Raw genomic sequence first — 19,027 nt, forward strand, 5'->3', positions numbered from 1 at the left:
AATCGACAAAGCTTATGTCCTAACTGTGGTGATCGGATTATAATCTTTACCATTCGCTCATTTCACTTCCACCATGTCGAGTAGCCGATGATCGTCGATACCTTAAAAAACCGCCATATTTATCAATCCTTAAGCCCTCGGCTTGCGACTGCATTAGAACATCTAGCGACGACCGACTTTAGTCAGCTACCAGTAGGCAATTATCCCCTCGATGGCGACAATATTTTTGTGATAGTGAATGACTATCAAACCAAGCATAAGTCAACAGAACCCTTTGAAGTTCATCAAAAATATATCGATGTGCAATATGTTTTCAGCGGTGAAGAAGAGTTTGGTTACTTGCCACTAGCGGAGCAAACACCCTCGAAACCCTATTTTGAAAAACACGATTACGCCGAGTTTGATTACGAGGCAAACCAAGCCAATGCCTCTTATATCAAACTCAAAGCAGGCATGTTTGCGTTATTTTTCCCCGGTGACATGCATATGCCCGGCACAGGCGATATCGCCACGGCGGTGCGTAAAGTCGTGATAAAAGTGAAGATCTAAACCTTAAGCCATCTTTGTCGAACCTGAGCGTTCGATTTTTAGAGAAATAGCAACTGAAGAGCGCAGTGATATGCGCTTTGGCTATTTCCGATTAAAGCCAAATATTGCTAAAATTGTCACAAATTTAAAGGAGAGTCCCTGAAATGCCCATTTACGTTGTCGGTCACAAGATCCCCGATTCAGATTCAATCTGCGGTGCTATCGCGTTAGCCTATTTAAAAAACCAAATCGGTGAAGAAGCCATTGCCGCACGTTTAGGTGAATTGTCACCCGAAACTGCTTTTATTTTGGAACGTTTCGGCTTCGAAGCACCGGAATACAAAACCAGCTACGCTGGCGAGCAAGTGTATATCGTTGACCATTCAGAACTGACTCAAGCACCGGATGATATCGCCCAAGCGACTATCGTCGGGATTGTCGATCACCACAAGCTAGGCGATCTGACCACAGATACCCCGTTAGAATGCTGGATCCGCCCAGTAGGTTGCAGCAACACAGTGATCAAGATGATGTTCGACTTTTACCAAGTCGCTATCCCTAAAAATATCGCTGGCATCATGATGTGCGCCATTTTGAGCGATACCGTGATTTTCAAATCACCCACTTGCACCACTGCCGACATTCGCTGCGTTGAAGCATTAGCTGAGATCGCCGGCGTTGAAGATTTCAAAGAACTGGGCATGGAAATGTTCAAAGTGAAATCAGCCGTACAAGGCACACCAGCACGCGACCTCGTTATGCGTGACTTTAAAGACTTCAACATGAACGGTAACTTGGTCGGTATCGGCCAGTTAGAAGTGATCGACCTGTCAGTATTTGACGATATCAAGGCCGAGCTAGAAGCCGATATCAAAGCGCTCAAAGTGGAAGGTAACCGCCACAGCGTTTTATTGCTGCTGACTGACATCATGAAAGAAGGTTCAGAGTTGTTGATTGTGTCTGACGATGCGCAGCTGACCCAACGTGCCTACGGTAAAGATACCGTCGATGGCAAAGTGTGGTTAGACGGCGTATTAAGCCGTAAGAAACAAGTAGTACCACAGCTACAAGCAGCATTCGCCTAGACATTATATCGTCGCCGAATCGCAACAGTAATAGCGTATTAAGGCCGGACTCAGTTCGGCCTTTTATATTTTTAAGGCAAAATTGATATCACCTGTGCCTTAGCCTTGCTAATCACTGCAAACGAAAACGGGCATGAAACTTTGCTCATAAATCTATCCAACCAGAGAAGTTGGCGAGTATGATGGCCCAATCATCCCATTGATTTGATCACTTTCATCCATGCCAGAAGCGCTACAACATATCATCACAGAACTCACGCCTTGGCTGCAGCAATATGGGTATGTGCTGCTATTTGTCGCGATTGCTGTCGAGGGTTTTGGCATTCCGGCGCCAGGACAATCCTTATTAATTGTCGCCAGTTTATTAGCCGCTACAGGGCAAATGTCACTGCCATTGGTATTAATCGTCGCTGCTTGCGCTGCACTCTGCGGTAACAGTTTGGGATATTTCATCGGTTGGCGCTTTGGTGATGTGTTGCTTAAGAAGGGCTGGATAAAACCGCAATTGGAAGACAAAATCCATGGCGTTATTGGTCAATATGGCATCGCCGCTTTAGTGCTGAGTCGTTTTGTTGAGGGATTAAAACAATTTATGTTTATCGGCTGCGGTCTCGCTAAAATGCCACTAAAACAATTTGTGATTGGCAATGCTCTCGCCACCAGCATTTGGGTGGCACTCTTTGGATTAGGCCCAGTGTTAATCCGCGATGAAATCGCTCCCATGCTGGCGTTTTACCACCAGCATAAGTACCCCACATGGGCCATGGTCAGCCTAATACTCGCCGCACTAATCACTTTTACTTGGCGCAGGTGGCAAACCAAAAATCCGTAGTAGGCAATTAAGCCTTGCTTACTACTTAAAATAGTTAAGTTACCGTTAGCCACATACTAATTGCGTTTGTTGCTTACAGGCATTTTGAGATTGTTCCGTCGACTCATTGCCTATACAAAAATCTAACCTTATGGTTCTTCTTTCAGAAGTCATTACGTTCGTAGCGGCAGTGGGGACCCAGTTCCATTTTTTTAATATCTGACTTGAGTATTTACCCAGCGATTTTTGAGGAACAGATTTAACGACTTCGATATTTTCGGCCTTACCCGACTCTGAAATATCAAAAGACATGACAGCACAACCAGCAATGCCCGAACGAGCGAGTTCCATTGGATATTGCGGGGCACTTTTATTTTCACGTTCCCAAATAAAACCACTCGTTGGTTTTATATCTGTAACTTGCACATCCGCGTACACATTATGACTTTTTGCAAAACTATAGTTTGATACCGCAAAAATAACCAAGGCGGATAAAATTGAACACTTCATATACACTCCATTGTTTAATGAATTAAAATAATGTCTTATCACTAATTATTTTTTGATTAATAACCACTACCCCTGATAGTACTTAAGTGGTAAATAACGTTAATATACCTAATACTTATTTACTCAAACCAATGACTCTAAATAAAAGTAAGCCAAAATTGATTTCAGTTTGCAAGATAACCTACCGAACTTAGCACGCCATCGCAAGACTTGACGATGAATGTCAAAATATTTGTTTTTGATTTTAATGAGTAAAATAAATTTACTCATTAACCACTTTCTTAAAAAATCGCTTTCGCATTGTTTGGAACACACATTAAAAGCAATTCCAAAACAAGGTTAAGCTATTTAGCACTCAATCACTTTATGCTTTCAGTCTCAACCTTAGGCTGAGGCTCTGCGCCGTCGTTTGGCTTAGCCTCAGGCTTTGATTCCGGCGCTTTAATTGGCGCGGGTGGCGCCTCAGTCGCAGCAGGCTTATCTTGTTCCTGTGATACGTTTGGCTCCTGCAATAGTGCATTAACCTTAGGTGTAGGTGAGCTTTGCTCTTCAGGTAAAGGCTCGACAATAATCACTGGCTCTTGTGGCACAGGCGTTTCACCTTCGGTAGATGTTGCAGCTTCTGACTCTGGCGCTAAGGTGCCGAGATCTTGGTTCGCTGGGCTTTCCACCGCATGTTTAGGTAATTGATTTCGATATAAATCAATCATACGCATCACCTCAGACAAGGCTTTACCATGCTCTGGAGTGAGAATGCCATTGTGCCCAGAGACGATTTCGTCCGACACGGCCAGTACCCATACGGCTTGCATATTGGCATCGGGGCAGGTTTGCACGGTACGACGAGCCTGCAGGCGAGCACGAATTTTCCAGCCTGATTGAGGCAGCGTCATCATACAGCCAGGGATTTGATCGTGCGCCATCAAGGCCGAGGGCATCTTCATTGGCGTGGTGCAATTGCCACCAGAGCATTTGTCGATATCGTGAGTAATAGCCCAAGAGTTCCCTACAGCGCGCTCGCCGTCCTTGATGTAATTGAAGGCTTCTTTCACTGCAAAATCCCCCTTCGATTGCAACACCACCATACTCGGTTTTTGTCTATCTAAGCTCACCAACGTATCTAATGGCTGATACTCTTTAGCAGGTACAGCAGGATTTAACAGTAAGAATAAATTAGGATTATCCTGCTGATTATCAATGGCGGCTTTGATGCGATCTTTACTCGCATGCAAAACAACAGCACCGCCAAGACTATGGCCAATCACAGTGTACCGCAGCAGTTTATGCTGTGTTACTAAGCTATCAAGCTTATCCAGCAGCTGTGATAGACCTAACTGCCCGATACGTTTAGCAACTCGTTTACGCTGTAAAATAGTGGGAAAATCTAAGGGTTCAATCCAACTTTTTGCATCATCTGAGCCATCGATCCAAAAAGGATCATATTTATCGCCCCGCCAGCCAACATACAAACCCAACAAGTTACGCTGGGTATCGGACGCGGCCATTTGCTGATAAAACTGCTCAAAGGCAATAAAGTTTTCATCCTTAGGCTCGGCGCTATGATGCCAGCCATGAACAAAAATCAATAATTCAGGGATCTGTGCAGGCTCTGGATGTAAAATTCGCGTCTCTAAACCTTGCCATTGCCTTTCGTCGTGGGGCTGACCTTTATCATTAAACTCAATCACATGAAAATTTTGCTTAGCGATATCAGGGCCGGGTATGTGGTAAGCCTGATCTGGAATAAAAGGAAGTAGGATGCAAAGTGATAACAACATTAAAAACAGTAACTTGTACTGAGTAAACTTTTTCAGGCTCATTTATAACAACATAATTAACGGCCAGGCTAGGCCAAAATAGACGTGCTGAAAGGGACTAACAGCAAAATTGACGAAATTATACGCTAACGCCATTAACCCAGCTAGTGCCTAAGTTGCTTTTCATCTGAACAGCAACGCTGTTTAACGCCAAGTATCGGGAAGCGTGACTTGGCTCCATAACTCTTGGCACAGCGGCTGACTATTGTGCCAGTCGCCGCCGTTAATCCATTTAACCAGCGTATCCCCCACCTTTGGATATGCAATTGGATTAGGTGATGCCGTTTTAAGCCAGCGCTTAACTATGTTCACATCGAGACTCATCATGCTATCTGCGGCCGCTAAAAGTTGTAACGCCGCCACATTCGATAACTGCTCAAACTGGCCTATCAGTGGTTTGACTAAGAGTTTTTTACCTAAGGTTAATGCCTCGCTGGCAAGCTCAAAGCCTGCATTGCCTATCACACCACCGCAGCTGGCAAGATGTTGCTTAAACCCCTCACGATTAAAACCGTGCCATTTAATGTGCTCAGCAACTTGGCCTTTAGGTTGTTGGCTGTGATATACCAAAAACTGATAATCACTAAAATGAGACAGAAAATGAGCAATCATATCCGCATCTTCAAAAGGCAAATAGACCAAAATCTGATGCGTGTGTTCGAATGGGCTGGCATCCACTTCGACAAAAGGCGGCAAAATAGGGAAGCCAAAATGATGCCAATGACACCCCAGCGCCACATCCACTGGAGCAAAATAATTGAGCAGCATCTCATTAAACCAAGTGCTACCGAGTTTTGGCACCGGATGAGTTAACGCTGCCTGATGGCTAATCCCAATGGATGGCACGCCTTGGCGCCGCGCAGCCCAAGCCGACACAGGTTCAAAGTCGTTGAGTACTAAATCGTAGCAACTGAGATCTAAGGCTTTAATATCTTTAAATAACGACAAGGACAAATTTTGCCGGACAGTTTGTGGCACATTCACGCGCCCGGAGTGCGTCGCAAACGTCATTCCCGCTTGAACGCGATAATCACCAAAGCACTCCATATCGAAAAACTGATCAGACTTGCGTCCCGAAAATAGAAAGTCAACTTCAATATCTTGTTTCATCAATGCTTTAGCCATGACGCGTGCACGACTTAAGTGGCCATTCCCTGTGCCTTGAACTCCGTAGAGTATTCGCATTACGTATCCTTAAACTGATGAGTGAAGGAGAATTCCCACTAATGAAATGATTAACAGGCGCATATTTGAATTAAATCACTGGATTAACCAGCAATACCGACCCAATCCCCAATGAGGCTCCCGCCAGAATATCTAAGGGATAATGCACGCCAAGTGCAATACGTGAGCCCCCTATGCTAAAAGCCCATAAATACGCCACAGGAGCCGCCGCAGGATAGATTTGCGCCACGCTCGTTGCCATCACAAAGGCCGCGGCTGTATGACCAGACGGTAAGCTGAAGCGATCCGATGGTTCAAAACCACTCTCAAATCCCACTAATGCATGGCATGGCCGTGTGCGACGAATACTATTTTTCAATAGTAGATACAGAGGTAACTCAACCAAAAAACTCGCTAACATCAAATTAAATAGAGCCTGTCCTTGAGCGTGCGTCAGCATCAAACCCACAGACAAATATAAATACACATGCCCATCGCCACTCGCTGATACCCGCTTTGCATGGGCATATAAACCATGGTGCTGGGTGAAGCTCACGATATGGCAAAACATTCGCTTATCTAAGTCTGCAACGTAACTCAACATAAAACAGGCTCCTTGCTGGCATACCAGCGAGTTTTACTGCGATGTTAATCTGTGCATTCTCTCGACGACGCTTAGAGTGCTTAGTCTGCAACCAACCGACTCACCAAGGCTCTATTCACGATTGAATTCGTTATTGACTGCTCACGGCTAATTTACTGTTTGCTAATAGTTAAACCTAAATCACATTAGCTAAAGCACTATTAGATAGCTTGAGACTAGGAAAGACCTGTGACGGCTAAGTGACATCTGCTCGAAGGTTTTATGACAAGAAGCATGGCTGAGGTTTTGATCTAGAAGAATTCTAGGGACGTTATGCTGGGGCTAAGGGATTTATTTAAGAATAGCGATAGGACTGAGACAGGTATTGTGTTGCTCTAAACGTTAATCTCAAGAGCAACACAATCCAATAAAACTTAGGCTGCGGCGGGAGTATTTGCCTTAGCACGGTAAATTTTTGTCAAATGGTAAATATTAATACAAGCAACAAACGCATTCATGCCGGCCACAGGCCAAGCAGAAATAAACACCCCATAAACCACAAACAGAGTGCATCCTACAAAATTCAACCATCGCAACCAAATGATATTCTTCATCATTAGAGAGATCGCCACCATTATAGAGGCAAAATAACCAATAATTTCAATCGTATTTACAGATTCCATAGGCACCTCTCGAAGGCCCTCTACCGTCCATAAGCGTAACGGGGGGTCCATGCCCCTAAAGCAAATTAAGTTAAGTAAGTTAATTTAAACTTGGGATATAATACCAAAGCGCGCAACAGAGTTGTAATAAAAAACCGTTATTTAATGACCGATATCAAGTTTTACCGAATAAATTCTATAGTGTGACGAAGATTTACTACAGATGTGTTAACAGCCAAGTGGCAACAATACCGTGATTGATAACACTTTTCTTTTCAATAATCCCTTTTATACTGGCGTAAACTCGCTAAACTGTACGCAACGCGGATCAATAGGAGTGTAAATATGGAATACAACACCTCAGAACTATGTGACATGTACTTAGATGTCGTAGATGTAGTCGAGCCCATGTTCAGTAACTACGGTGGTTGTAGCTCTTTTGGCGGTTCTATTAGCACCATCAAGTGCTTTGAAGACAACGGCCTAATTACCGAAGTCCTACAAGAGGATGGCCAAGGTAAAGTCTTACTCATTGATGGCGGTGGCTCATTACGCCGTGCGCTGATCGATGGTGCTATCGCTGAACTTGCGGTTAGCAACAACTGGGAAGGCATTATCGTTTACGGTTCTGTACGCGATGTGGATGCATTGGAAGAATTAGACATTGGTATTCAAGCCCTTGCCTCTATTCCAGTGGGTGCTGATGGCAATTCAGTGGGCGAAGTGGAAATTCCAGTCAATTTTGGCGGTGTGACTTTCTTACCCGGCGATCACATTTATGCTGATAACACAGGCGTGATTTTATCACCTGAACCACTCGACATTGAGTAATCTCACTCTTCAGTCAAGAAAGCCAGCTAAGCTGGCTTTTTTATTCACTATTTTCAGCGCTTCCCCATTGAATCATCGCCCCACTCTGGCCACAATAGCTCGACTCTGGCCGAATAAGAATATCAATCTATGCCTGAATTTATTCCTTTTACCCATACCGATATCGCCTCACTCGTCAGCACAAGAACGGGCGAAACTAAGCTAGGCCAATGCGTCCATCTGGCCAATCACGAACACACGTTAGAGACCATACTCGCGACTGCAAAAGCCCACGGGGCAAGCTTTGCCATTATCGGCGTTGGCGAAGATATCGGCCCACGTGCCAATTTAGGCCGCGGCGGTGCAACCGATGCGTTCACAACCAGTATGCGCCAATGGCTCAATTTACAATCCAATCGTTTTCTTTCTGGCGCCGAATGCCTAGTGTTAGGCCAAGTGAACACCGCCGATCTGCAGCAACAAACTACGAGAAATACAACAGCTAACAGTGACGTCACCTTAGATGAATTACGCGATGCAGTGGAACAACTCGATGAGCGCGTGATCCGTATCGTCAGTGCTATTTTAAAAGCGGGTTTAGAACCCATACTCATCGGCGGCGGCCACAACAATGCCTATGGTTTGTTGATGGCAACCTACGGCCACTACCAACGCCAAGTCGCCGCGGTGAATCTCGACCCTCATTCGGATTTTCGTTTGCTTGAAGGCCGTCACAGCGGCAATGGTTTTAGTTATGCAGCCGATCGCGGCGCCTTAGGTTGCTACCATGTACTGGGTTTACACGAGTTAAAAAACAGCGAAGCAAACCTAAGCCAACTCAGCGAATTTGGGGGCACTTGGCATAGCTTGCAACAAATTTGGGTTCGCCGTGAAATCAGCCTTAGCCAAGCTTTACTTGAAATCGCCGCCAAACTAAATGACACAGGTTTACCCGTAGGATTAGAACTTGACGTCGATGCTATCGCTAAAATGCCCAGTAGCGCTTCAACTGCTGCAGGTGTGCCATTGCTCGATGCGGCGCATTATGTCAGTTATATCGCTCGCCACTGTCCATGTGCTTATTTGCATTTAGCCGAGGCTGCGCCAAGTTGCCACGAAGCTGGGATTGAAGCCGGATTCAGGGATGTTGGCCAAAGCCTAAGCGAGCTTATCTACGCTTATGTGCAGGCTCGCATGCAATTTTTGGCACAATGAATATAACCAGTTGCACCCAACTGGGCGCTAAGCTATTCACCAAATCCTGATATTGTGGTCTAATGCCAGTCCATTTTACGTGGTCGCTAAGCACTTAATCCTACGACTGTTCAGGAGTGCCTCAAGCTAAGGCATTGCAGTTAGTTTACTAGCTCGATCACAGAGTGATAGATCAAAGATTCAGCAAATGCAGGCGATGGCTTACACTCGCAACTAATACATTGCAAAACAATAGGAACACATTGATGTCTGAGGGCGAATCTAAAAGTACCCATTTTGGTTACAAAACCGTAGAGGCCGATAAAAAGGCTGAACTCGTTGCCGGCGTGTTTCATTCTGTTGCCGCTAAGTACGACATAATGAATGATGTGATGTCCTTCGGCATTCACCGTTTTTGGAAACGTTACACCATTGAAGTCTCTGGCGCCCGCCCTGGCATGAAAGTGCTCGATTTGGCCGGCGGTACAGGCGACTTAACCGCAAAATTCTCTCATTTAGTGGGCGATAAAGGTGAAGTGGTTTTAGCTGACATTAACGATTCCATGTTAAAAGTCGGGCGCACTAAGTTGCGCGACAAGGGCATAGTCAACAATGTCAGTTATGTGCAAGCCAACGCCGAAGCACTGCCGTTTCCCGATAACCACTTCGACATTATTACCATCGCCTTTGGTCTGCGTAACGTGACCGATAAAGATGCGGCGCTGCGTTCAATGAATCGCGTACTTAAGCCCGGTGGCAAGTTATTAGTGCTGGAGTTCTCTAAGCCTCAGCATGAAATCATGCGTAAAGTGTATGATTTATATAGCTTCAAAGTCTTACCTAAGATGGGCGAGCTCATCACTAAAGATGCCGACAGCTACGAGTATCTGGCTGAATCGATCCGCATGCACCCAGATCAAGACACATTAAAACAAATGATGGTTGATGCAGGCTTTGAACAAGTCGACTACACCAACATGACCGACGGCATTGTCGCATTGCACCGTGGTTATAAATTCTAATGATGCCGCAAGAAGTTGTGCTGCTTGCCTGCGCCGCAATTGAAACGGGTCTGAAAAAACTTCAGGCCCAAGCGGGCGACGATTATTCGCGCCAGCGCCAGTTGCATGGCAAAGTGTTTCGTATCCAATTATCGCAGCTCAGCTGGCCATTCTATTTAGTGTTTGCCAAAGAGATCCAAGTACTGAGCCGCTATGAAGGCGATGTCGATGTCAGTCTACATGCCGATGCGACGACGCTTTATCGCGTATCCGAAGGCGTAAACCTGACTGAACTAATCAAGCAAGATAAACTCAAGCTTGAGGGCGATCTCAATTTATTACAAAGCTTTAGCCAATATCTACGCAGTATCGAGTTTGACTTTGCCGAGCCAGTTTCCCGTTATTTAGGTGATGGCCCCACTCACAAACTCATCTGTTCTAGCCATCAGGTAAAAGACTTTGCACTCGAAGTGTTGCGTAAAACCCGCTCCCACTTAGGGCAACTCGCAGTTGAAGAGTATCGCCTCGCACCGCACCCAATTGAGTTAATGCACTTTCGCGATCAAATGGATGATTTAGTTGCCGACACTCGCGCGATTGAACAACGGATTGCCCAATTAAGAGACCAAATTAAGCCATGACCTTTGCCAGTATCCGCCGCGGTTACCACGTCATCAAGACCTTGCTTCAGTACGGGTTAGATGACGTATTGCCGCCAAAGATGACACCTTGGTACTTTAAACTCGCCCGGAACAGCCTATTCTGGATCCGCAATAAGCATAAAAATAAGCCCGGTGGCGAACGCTTAAAATTGGCGATGCAGGAACTCGGCCCCGTTTATATCAAGCTTGGGCAAATGCTCTCAACCCGCCGCGATTTACTCAGCGATGAATGGGCCAGTGAATTGGCCATGCTACAAGACAAAGTGCCGCCCTTTGATGGTGCACTTGCCCGCCAAGCGATTGAAGCTGAGCTAAAAGCGCCGATTGAATCCCTATTCGATGACTTTAATGAAACGCCACTGGCCTCAGCCTCTATTTCTCAGGTGCATACCGCGACCTTAAAATCTAACGGCAAAGACGTCGTACTTAAGGTGCTACGCCCGAATGTAGAAACCAAGATTCAAGCCGATCTGCAGTTAATGTCGCAAACTGCCAAACTGATTGAATACCTCCTCGGTGAAGGTAACCGACTGCGCCCTGCTGAAGTGATCGAAGATTACCGCGTGACCATTTTAGGCGAGTTAAACCTTAAGCTCGAAGCCTTAAACGCAGTCAAGCTACGCAACAACTTCCTCAACTCAGATGCGCTCTATGTGCCTTATGTGTATGAAGAGTTTTGCTATCCACGCCTGATGGTGATGGAACGTATTTACGGTATTTCTGTCTCGGATATTGTCGCCCTTAAAGCGCAAGGTACCAACTTTAAGTTATTGGCCGAGCGAGGTGTTGAATTATTTTTTACCCAAGTATTCCGCGATAACTTTTTCCACGCCGACATGCATCCGGGCAATATCTTTATTTCCCGCGATCATCCTGAGAACCCATACTACATTGGGCTCGACTGCGGCATCATGGGCACACTCAGCGAAGTCGATAAGCGCTATCTCGCCGAAAATTTCCTCGCCTTCTTTAATCGCGATTATCACAGAATCGCCCAGCTCTATATTGAGTCTGGCTGGGTATCGGAAAAAACCGATCTACAAGCTTTCGAACAGGCCATCAAAGTGGTGTGTGAACCTATGTTCAACAAGCCGCTCGACGAGATCTCCTTTGGTCATGTGTTACTGGAATTATTCCGCACTGCGCGCCACTTCGATATCGTGGTGCAACCGCAATTGGTATTGTTGGAAAAAACCTTACTCTACATCGAAGGCTTAGGCCGTCAGCTGTATCCGCAGTTGGATTTATGGCAAACCGCCAAACCCTTTTTAGAGCAGTGGATGGCCGACCAAGTCGGTCCTAAAGCTATGTTTAAAAAGGTATCCACAAAACTGCCATATTGGGCTGATAAACTACCTGAATTCCCTGAACTAATTTACGATAATCTTAAGTTAGGCAGGAAATTGCTGAGTTCTCAGCAACAAATGCTAGATAAGTATTTGAAATATCAGCAGCAGGCACATAAGAGTAACTACTTGCTTATCACTTCTGCCGTTTTATTGATCTGTGGCACGTTATTGATTAATAGAGACGCTACACTATGGACCCCTTATGTTTGTCTAATTTCAGGCATGATATTGTGGTTTGTAGGATGGCGATCTAGGCCAAAGAATCGCAAATTTTAGCTAGCACTAATTAATCAGAGGTTCATAATAGAACCGATATCAATTAAGAGGATACCTTCATGGGTGGTATTAGTATTTGGCAACTGCTTATCGTTGCGTTAATCGTTGTCTTGTTGTTTGGAACTAAGAAATTACGCTCTTTGGGTGGTGATTTAGGTGGTGCGGTTAAAGGCTTCAAAAACGCCATGTCTTCAGAAGAAGACAAGAAGGCATTAGAAGACACCGAAGCGGCTAAAACAGCGCAAACAACTCAACAGGCGACTGAAAAGAAACCTGAGTCTAACAAAGAACAGGCGTAACTCTTTATGTTTGACGGTATCGGCTTTATGGAGCTGCTGCTGGTCGGTGTTTTGGGGCTAGTGGTTCTTGGCCCCGAACGTCTACCGGTTGCGGTGCGTTCGGTAACGAGTTGGATCCGTGCGATGAAACGCATGGCTAACTCGGTAAAAGAAGAACTTGAGCAGGAGCTGAAGATCGAGCAGTTGCATGCCGATCTTAAAAAAGCCGAGAGCAAAGGTTTATCTAACCTCTCACCTGAACTCAAAGAGTCTATTGAGCAACTAAAGCAAGCAGCGCAGTCAGTGAACCGCCCTTATCAGGTTCAGGATCCGTCAAAAGACACCCCTGCGCCTGAGAATCAAATTCACACTCCTGCTCAAGTGAATCCAGTTCAAGCTAGCCAAACTAATCCAACAGCCACTGTAGAGGCGAGTCAAACATCGGCTTCTCCCGCTACTTCAAGTGAGCCATCTCAGGGCGTGGATACCAGTTCTAACCCGAAAGCCAACGGATAATTCATGTCGCAACAGCAGCCACTTATCAGCCATTTGCTTGAACTTAGGTCCAAGCTGCTAAAATCCATTGCCAGTGTGTTATTAGTGTTCATTTGTAGTGCGTACTGGGCAAATGATATCTACCACTATATGGCAATACCTTTAATGCAGTCTTTACCTCTTGGTGGCAGCATGATTGCGACGGATGTCGCTGCACCATTTTTTGCACCTTTCAAACTAACCCTCGTTTTATCATTTTTTGTGGCAGTGCCCTACGTGTTATTTCAAATTTGGTCCTTCGTGGCACCGGGTTTATATAAACATGAAAAACGCCTAGTGATGCCACTACTATTTAGCAGTACCTTATTGTTTTATCTCGGTATTGTCTTTGCATATTATCTTGTATTCCCTGTTGTTTTTGGTTTTTTTGCTAACAATGCGCCTGAGGGAGTTCAAGTTGCGACAGACATTACCAGTTACCTTAACTTTATTCTAAAGCTGTTCTTTGCCTTTGGTCTATCCTTTGAAATCCCCATTGCCGTTGTTTTACTCTGCTGGTCAGGTGTCACTACACCTGAAGATCTCAAGCAAAAACGTCCTTATATCATAGTGGGCGCCTTTGTCGTCGGCATGCTATTAACCCCACCAGATGTGATTTCCCAGACTATGCTTGCTGTACCAATGCTGTTATTGTTCGAAGGCGGTTTATTAGCGGCTCGTTTCTACAGCAAACCAGATGACGAGTCAGACGAAGATACTGAACAAACAAACGACTAACGTCCTCGACGGCGTTAGGGGAATAATATAATAAGGAACATTCTCATGCGCTTAACTCTTATCACGGCAGCGATCATGCTTGTATCTGTCCAAGCAAATGCCAGCATTGAACAACAATTAACCCAATGTGCAGCAACCGCCGATAAACTCGACCGCTTGATTTGCTATGACAAGCTAGCAGAAAGCGTAAAAGCTGACACCATTAGCACTCAAGCTATACCGGCTACAGTAGCAACAGTTGCAGTCCCTACGACTGCAGCAGCGATAGTGGCAACCGCACCCCAAGCGCCAACGGCAAAAATTGCCGATGACTTTGGGATGGAAGCCAAGCGTGTTCAAGAAAATACTGTCGATAAGATTTATTTAGAGATTCAATCTATAGCTGAAGATGCCTACGGAGACATTAAAGTGACTTTCACTAACGGTCAGGTATGGAAACAAACTGATGGCCGTAAGTACAATGTTAAGCAAGGTGAAACTGTCTATATTGAAAAAGCCGCTTTAGGTTCTTTTTTAATGGGTACCGATGATCGCAATGCCAAGGTTCGGGTAAAACGCCTAAAATAATGCCCTCATACATAGATATCGCTGTCAATTTACTTGGCAGCGCACTCGAACAAGATACTGTATCGATAATACAAGCGGCGGCGGACCAAGGGGTTTCGCCGTTAATTGTTATTGGCAGCGATTTAACTGAAAGTGCGGCAGCTATTGCTGTATGCGAGCAATATCCTAACCAACTTTATTGCACTGCTGGTGTGCATCCCCACCATGCCAGTGGTTGGCATGATGGCTCAAACGCTCGACAAGCTGAACTCTGTCACGCACCGCAAGTGGTTGCCGTTGGCGAATGTGGTTTAGACTACAATCGTGATTTCTCCCCGAGACCTATCCAGCGCCAAGCTTTTATTGCCCAACTCGCCTTAGCCGTTGAACTTCAAATGCCCGTACTGATGCACGAGCGCGATGCCCACGAAGACTTTATCGCAATCCTGCGTGAATATCGACCTCAGCTTAATGGTGCGCTTTTACATTGTTTCACAGGCACTCACGCACAGATGGAAGCCTATATTGACCTCGATTTACACTTAGGCATAACAGGTTGGGTCTGTGATGAAAGACGCGGCCAAGAACTAGCGCAACTCGTCCCCTTTATTCCGCAGAATCGCATTTTAATCGAGACAGATAGCCCTTACCTACTCCCCCGTAGTATGCGACCTAAGCCTAAATCGAGCAAAAACAAGCCCGAATACCTTCCTTATATCGCAAATTATATTGCAAACCTACGCGGAGAGGATGCGGATGAGTTTGCAAAACGTTGCTACCAAAATAGCTTAGCGTTTTTTAATTTGGATCGAATCCATGCTTAACAAAAACATGCCACTCATATTCTTGATGTGGCTATGGATATGCCCAACACAGGCCTTGGCAACCCTATTGAGCATTGACGAGTCAACCACGACGCCTTTAAACCTTACGCCTTGGTTAATGGTCAGCCACCCTACACCAGCAAAAGAACTGGCCGAAATACAAGCTTTGCCAAAAACTGATTGGCATAACTTTACCAATAAAGACATTCAAAAACTCAGCGGCCATGATTTTTGGCTCAGTTTCAGCTTAACCAGCCCTGACGAAACACTTTCGCGCATTTTAGCGCTAGATAACCCTTTGTTAGACAAGGTAACTATCTACCATTTAGTCAATAATAAACTCATGAATACTGTGCTGATGGGTGATATATTCCCCTATGAGGATCGACCATTCTTGAGTAATATTTTCCTATATCCTTTCAAGATCAACACAGATGACTCCCATACTTTCTATCTGCATATTCAAACTGAAGGTAGTGCTGCAGTACCATTAAACCTATGGTCTTCTAATGACTTAGCTCAAATTGCCGAATCTACCGCCGTTGAGCATGGATTCCAACTTGGTGTACTTGCCGCAATTGGCATTTTTAGCCTTTTTATCGCCATAGCATCGGGCTCATTCAGCTACAGCTATTACTCTGGCTATGTCCTTAGCATGACCTTACTCGTTGCCACGATTAACGGTTTTGCCTTCCGATTCCTCTGGCCAGACTGGCCGCTATTGCAGCAAGTTATGGTGCCGTTTTTACTGCCAATCGTTATGGCATTTGCGTTAATGTTTACTGAAAAAATATTACAGCTCAAATATTTAAACCGCCGTATGTTACTCACTTGTCGCTATAGTGCTGTGTATATCCTCTGTGTGGGACTTACCACACCTTTCATCCAATATGGTACAGCGTTATATATTGAGATCATTTCAGTTGCTGTACTCAGCTTAGTCCTCATGGTCTTTGCCATTACTCAGGCTATCAATGGCCATAAACTGGCACGTATGTACACTATTGGCTGGGTGAGTATGCTGACTGGCGCTTGCATCAGTAGCTTGCTATATCTCAGCGTGATTGACCTCAATTTAAAACCGCAAACACCTGTCATGCTCGGCCTGACATTTGAAATCATCTTTATGTCTTTGGTACTTGCCATTCGTTATAACGATGAGCGTAAAGCTAAACTGCGTATCCAGCAAGAAGCCTTGAAACAAGCACAAAAAATTCGTAGTGCGCGGGAAGAAGCCCTAAAAGCGGAAGCCGAGAGCAATGAGAAACTCGAACAAATGGTGCAAGAGCGGACTTTAGAACTGGAAATCACCCTCAGAGAATTGCATGAGGTGAATCAAAAGCTCACAGAACAAAGTACTATCGACAGTTTAACTGGGGTCAAAAACCGCAGTGCCTTTGATAAACGTTTAATCGCTGAAAGCCGGATCAGTCGCAGGCAAGAAACTCCCATAGCACTGTTAATGCTTGATATTGATCGCTTCAAGCTGATCAACGACAGATTCGGTCATCTTGCAGGCGATCAAGCATTACGTACAATAGCTCAAACATTACAGCAGCATTTAAAACGGCCAACGGATCTAGTGTCACGTTTTGGGGGGGAGGAATTTGCTATCATCCTTCCTAATACAACTGCAGAAGGTGCTCTCCAAGTTGCTGAAACAATAAGAGACGCTGTTGCCTCTATTCATTTTGAATGGGAAGGTGAAGCGATACCTTTGACTATCAGTATCGGAGTCAGTGCCGATATAGTGACCCACGATCAACACAGTACTAAATTACTAGAACAAGCAGATAAAGCCCTCTACCAAGCAAAAAATGGTGGACGTAATCAAGTCAGCTTGTATTTGTCGGATCAAGCAAGACCAGTACCTAATTAGGAGTCAAATGTGAATATCATTACCAGTGCCTTCCCTCAGCGTAGAATGCGCCGCATGCGTAAACATGATTTTAGCCGTCGCCTCATGGCCGAAAATCATCTAACGGTCAATGACTTGATTTACCCAATGTTTATTCTAGAAGGCACTAATCGCAGTGAAAAAATAGCCTCTATGCCCGGTGTTGAACGCTACTCGATAGACTTGCTACTGAAAGAAGCTGAAGAACTGGTTGAGTTAGGTATCCCATTGATCGCACTTTTCCCTGTGACACCTGCAGAGAAAAAAACATTAATGGCAGAAGAAGCCTATAACGCTGATGCCCTAGTGCAACGTGCAGTGCGTGAGCTAAAAAAAGCCTTTCCACAGCTCGGCATCATGACTGACGTGGCACTAGATCCTTTCACCACTCACGGTCAAGACGGCATCATAGACGAAACGGGTTATATCCTTAACGATATCACCACCGAGATTTTAGTGAAGCAAGCACTGTCACACGCCGATGCTGGAGCTGACATCATTGCACCATCGGACATGATGGATGGCCGTATTGGCGCGATTCGCCAAGCATTAGAAGCGGCAGGGCACGTCAACACCCAAATCATGGCTTACTCGGCAAAATACTCTTCAAACTACTACGGTCCATTCCGTGATGCCGTAGGCTCAGCGGGTAACCTCAAAGGTGGCAATAAGCATAGCTATCAAATGGATCCAGCGAACAGTGACGAAGCTTTGCATGAAGTCGCACTCGATATCCAAGAAGGAGCTGATATGGTGATGGTTAAGCCAGGTATGCCGTATTTAGATATAGTGCATCGCGTTAAAACTGAACTTGCAGTACCAACATTCGCCTATCAAGTCAGTGGTGAATACGCCATGCATATGGCTGCAATCCAGAATGGATGGTTAGCCGAAAAAGCCATCGTCATGGAATCCCTCCTTTGCTTTAAACGTGCAGGCGCAGACGGTATTTTAACTTACTTCGCTAAACGTGCTGCCCAGTGGCTTAAGGAAGCTTAAGCAACCTAATGCTAAGGAACCACCTCAAAGCAGCCTTCTGGCTGCTTTTTTTATCGATGAATAGTGCAAAAATCTGGAAGTAAAGCTTGTGTATTGAGGGGAAGAAAAGACTCGCCAACAAAGCTAATAGCAATACTTACAGTCGGCAGCATTACTATTAGTGCAAATAATGTTACAGATTATAAAAGCAAAAAAGCCAGCTTATTCAGCTGGCTTGGTTGCATCTCAACGAGATAATTAGGCGCTTGGCGATGACCTACTCTCACATGGGGAGACCCCACACTACCATTGGCGCGTTTGCGTTTCACTTCTGAGTTCGGGATGGGATCAGGTGGTTCCACAAGGCTATTGTCACCAAGCAAATTCTTTATTCTAGGATTAAACACTAGATTGTAATGGTGCTGATACCCAGAATCGAACTGGGGACCTCATCCTTACCAAGGATGCGCTCTACCGACTGAGCCATATCAGCAATTCTATACTAATCAATTAAGATTATTTAAATTAGGTGCTTGGCGATGACCTACTCTCACATGGGGAGACCCCACACTACCATCGGCGCGTTTGCGTTTCACTTCTGAGTTCGGGATGGGATCAGGTGGTTCCACAAGGCTATTGTCACCAAGCAAATTCTGTTTATTACCGTGTCCATCTCTGGCTCACGTTAATAATAATTCGGAAAGCTGATTTGCTTTGTTTGAGTTCAAACTTTATCAAGTGTCGATATTCTGTCTAAGGCTTCTTTGTAAAACCCATCTG

The 19,027-nt window shown here is 45.2% G+C and carries 20 protein-coding genes, 1 tRNA gene and 2 rRNA genes; 15 read left to right on the forward strand and 8 right to left on the reverse strand.

Going from position 1 to position 19,027, the window contains the following annotated elements; all coding sequences use genetic code 11:
* Positions 1–87 precede the first annotated feature (87 nt).
* The 3 genes from L5M18_RS08835 to L5M18_RS08845 all read left to right on the forward strand — a co-directional run bounded on the left by L5M18_RS08835 (position 88) and on the right by L5M18_RS08845 (position 2,445).
* The gene (locus L5M18_RS08835; RefSeq protein ID WP_105251222.1) at positions 88–549 is read left to right on the forward strand and encodes a YhcH/YjgK/YiaL family protein; all 462 of its coding nucleotides are present in this window, start codon (positions 88–90) and stop codon (positions 547–549) included.
* Positions 550–692: 143 nt separating this feature from the next.
* Positions 693–1,613 (forward strand): manganese-dependent inorganic pyrophosphatase, encoded by a 921-nt coding sequence (locus tag L5M18_RS08840; protein WP_173496421.1) that lies wholly within the window; start codon positions 693–695, stop codon positions 1,611–1,613.
* A gap of 220 nt (positions 1,614–1,833) precedes the next feature.
* On the forward strand, positions 1,834–2,445 hold the full coding sequence (locus L5M18_RS08845; RefSeq protein WP_263196612.1) for a DedA family protein: 612 nt from the start codon (positions 1,834–1,836) through the stop codon (positions 2,443–2,445).
* Between the two features lie 45 nt (positions 2,446–2,490).
* On the opposite strand, the gene L5M18_RS08850 is transcribed toward L5M18_RS08845, so the two are convergent.
* From L5M18_RS08850 to L5M18_RS08870, 5 genes are all read right to left on the reverse strand, one after another.
* Positions 2,491–2,934 carry an energy transducer TonB gene (locus L5M18_RS08850; protein ID WP_263196613.1) on the reverse strand — a complete coding sequence of 148 codons (444 nt, stop codon included), beginning with the start codon at positions 2,932–2,934 and terminating at the stop codon, positions 2,491–2,493.
* A 359-nt stretch (positions 2,935–3,293) separates the two neighbouring features.
* Complete coding sequence (locus tag L5M18_RS08855; protein WP_263196614.1) at positions 3,294–4,754, reverse strand: thioesterase; 1,461 nt, start codon at positions 4,752–4,754, stop codon at positions 3,294–3,296.
* A 141-nt stretch (positions 4,755–4,895) separates the two neighbouring features.
* Positions 4,896–5,936, reverse strand: coding sequence for an MJ1255/VC2487 family glycosyltransferase (locus L5M18_RS08860; RefSeq protein WP_263196615.1), 1,041 nt, complete (start codon positions 5,934–5,936; stop codon positions 4,896–4,898).
* Positions 5,937–6,006: 70 nt separating this feature from the next.
* Complete coding sequence (locus L5M18_RS08865) at positions 6,007–6,519, reverse strand: phosphatase PAP2 family protein (RefSeq protein WP_263196616.1); 513 nt, start codon at positions 6,517–6,519, stop codon at positions 6,007–6,009.
* Positions 6,520–6,932: 413 nt separating this feature from the next.
* The gene (locus L5M18_RS08870; RefSeq protein ID WP_263196617.1) at positions 6,933–7,181 is read right to left on the reverse strand and encodes a uroporphyrinogen decarboxylase; all 249 of its coding nucleotides are present in this window, start codon (positions 7,179–7,181) and stop codon (positions 6,933–6,935) included.
* 324 nt (positions 7,182–7,505) lie between these two features.
* Between L5M18_RS08870 and rraA the strand changes: the two genes are divergently transcribed.
* The 12 genes from rraA to hemB all read left to right on the forward strand — a co-directional run bounded on the left by rraA (position 7,506) and on the right by hemB (position 18,268).
* Positions 7,506–7,991 carry a ribonuclease E activity regulator RraA gene (gene rraA / locus L5M18_RS08875; protein WP_105251214.1) on the forward strand — a complete coding sequence of 162 codons (486 nt, stop codon included), beginning with the start codon at positions 7,506–7,508 and terminating at the stop codon, positions 7,989–7,991.
* Between the two features lie 129 nt (positions 7,992–8,120).
* Positions 8,121–9,185 (forward strand): formimidoylglutamase, encoded by a 1,065-nt coding sequence (locus L5M18_RS08880; RefSeq protein ID WP_263196618.1) that lies wholly within the window; start codon positions 8,121–8,123, stop codon positions 9,183–9,185.
* Positions 9,186–9,430: 245 nt separating this feature from the next.
* Positions 9,431–10,186 carry a bifunctional demethylmenaquinone methyltransferase/2-methoxy-6-polyprenyl-1,4-benzoquinol methylase UbiE gene (gene ubiE, locus L5M18_RS08885; RefSeq protein ID WP_006083326.1) on the forward strand — a complete coding sequence of 252 codons (756 nt, stop codon included), beginning with the start codon at positions 9,431–9,433 and terminating at the stop codon, positions 10,184–10,186.
* On the forward strand, positions 10,186–10,806 hold the full coding sequence (locus L5M18_RS08890) for an SCP2 domain-containing protein (RefSeq protein WP_263176163.1): 621 nt from the start codon (positions 10,186–10,188) through the stop codon (positions 10,804–10,806). Before ubiE ends, L5M18_RS08890 begins: the two co-directional genes overlap by 1 nt.
* Positions 10,803–12,452: a ubiquinone biosynthesis regulatory protein kinase UbiB gene (ubiB, locus tag L5M18_RS08895; RefSeq protein WP_198573022.1), complete on the forward strand. Its 1,650-nt coding sequence runs from the start codon at positions 10,803–10,805 to the stop codon at positions 12,450–12,452. Before L5M18_RS08890 ends, ubiB begins: the two co-directional genes overlap by 4 nt.
* Before the next feature lie 59 nt (positions 12,453–12,511).
* A complete protein-coding gene (gene tatA / locus L5M18_RS08900) occupies positions 12,512–12,751 on the forward strand; it encodes a Sec-independent protein translocase subunit TatA (protein ID WP_006083329.1) in 240 nt (79 codons plus the stop codon).
* 6 nt (positions 12,752–12,757) lie between these two features.
* Positions 12,758–13,246: a Sec-independent protein translocase protein TatB gene (tatB, locus tag L5M18_RS08905; RefSeq protein WP_105251209.1), complete on the forward strand. Its 489-nt coding sequence runs from the start codon at positions 12,758–12,760 to the stop codon at positions 13,244–13,246.
* Between the two features lie 3 nt (positions 13,247–13,249).
* Complete coding sequence (tatC, locus tag L5M18_RS08910) at positions 13,250–14,002, forward strand: twin-arginine translocase subunit TatC (RefSeq protein WP_263196620.1); 753 nt, start codon at positions 13,250–13,252, stop codon at positions 14,000–14,002.
* A 45-nt stretch (positions 14,003–14,047) separates the two neighbouring features.
* Positions 14,048–14,569 carry a hypothetical protein gene (locus tag L5M18_RS08915; RefSeq protein ID WP_198573021.1) on the forward strand — a complete coding sequence of 174 codons (522 nt, stop codon included), beginning with the start codon at positions 14,048–14,050 and terminating at the stop codon, positions 14,567–14,569.
* The gene (locus tag L5M18_RS08920) at positions 14,569–15,372 is read left to right on the forward strand and encodes a TatD family hydrolase (protein WP_263142611.1); all 804 of its coding nucleotides are present in this window, start codon (positions 14,569–14,571) and stop codon (positions 15,370–15,372) included. Before L5M18_RS08915 ends, L5M18_RS08920 begins: the two co-directional genes overlap by 1 nt.
* Positions 15,365–17,251: a diguanylate cyclase gene (locus tag L5M18_RS08925; protein WP_198573019.1), complete on the forward strand. Its 1,887-nt coding sequence runs from the start codon at positions 15,365–15,367 to the stop codon at positions 17,249–17,251. The genes L5M18_RS08920 and L5M18_RS08925 overlap by 8 nt, the downstream gene beginning before the upstream one ends.
* Positions 17,252–17,260: 9 nt before the next feature.
* Complete coding sequence (gene hemB, locus L5M18_RS08930) at positions 17,261–18,268, forward strand: porphobilinogen synthase (protein WP_105251204.1); 1,008 nt, start codon at positions 17,261–17,263, stop codon at positions 18,266–18,268.
* 243 nt (positions 18,269–18,511) lie between these two features.
* Here the strand turns inward: hemB and rrf (L5M18_RS08935) are convergent.
* From rrf (L5M18_RS08935) to rrf (L5M18_RS08945), 3 genes are all read right to left on the reverse strand, one after another.
* Positions 18,512–18,627 (reverse strand): 5S ribosomal RNA (gene rrf, locus L5M18_RS08935).
* Positions 18,628–18,664: 37 nt separating this feature from the next.
* Positions 18,665–18,740 (reverse strand) — tRNA-Thr (locus L5M18_RS08940).
* 38 nt (positions 18,741–18,778) lie between these two features.
* A 5S ribosomal RNA gene (gene rrf, locus L5M18_RS08945) occupies positions 18,779–18,894 on the reverse strand.
* Between the last annotated feature and the right edge of the window lie 133 nt (positions 18,895–19,027).

Source organism: Shewanella sp. SM20 (assembly GCF_025654545.1).
Taxonomy (GTDB): domain Bacteria; phylum Pseudomonadota; class Gammaproteobacteria; order Enterobacterales; family Shewanellaceae; genus Shewanella; species Shewanella oncorhynchi.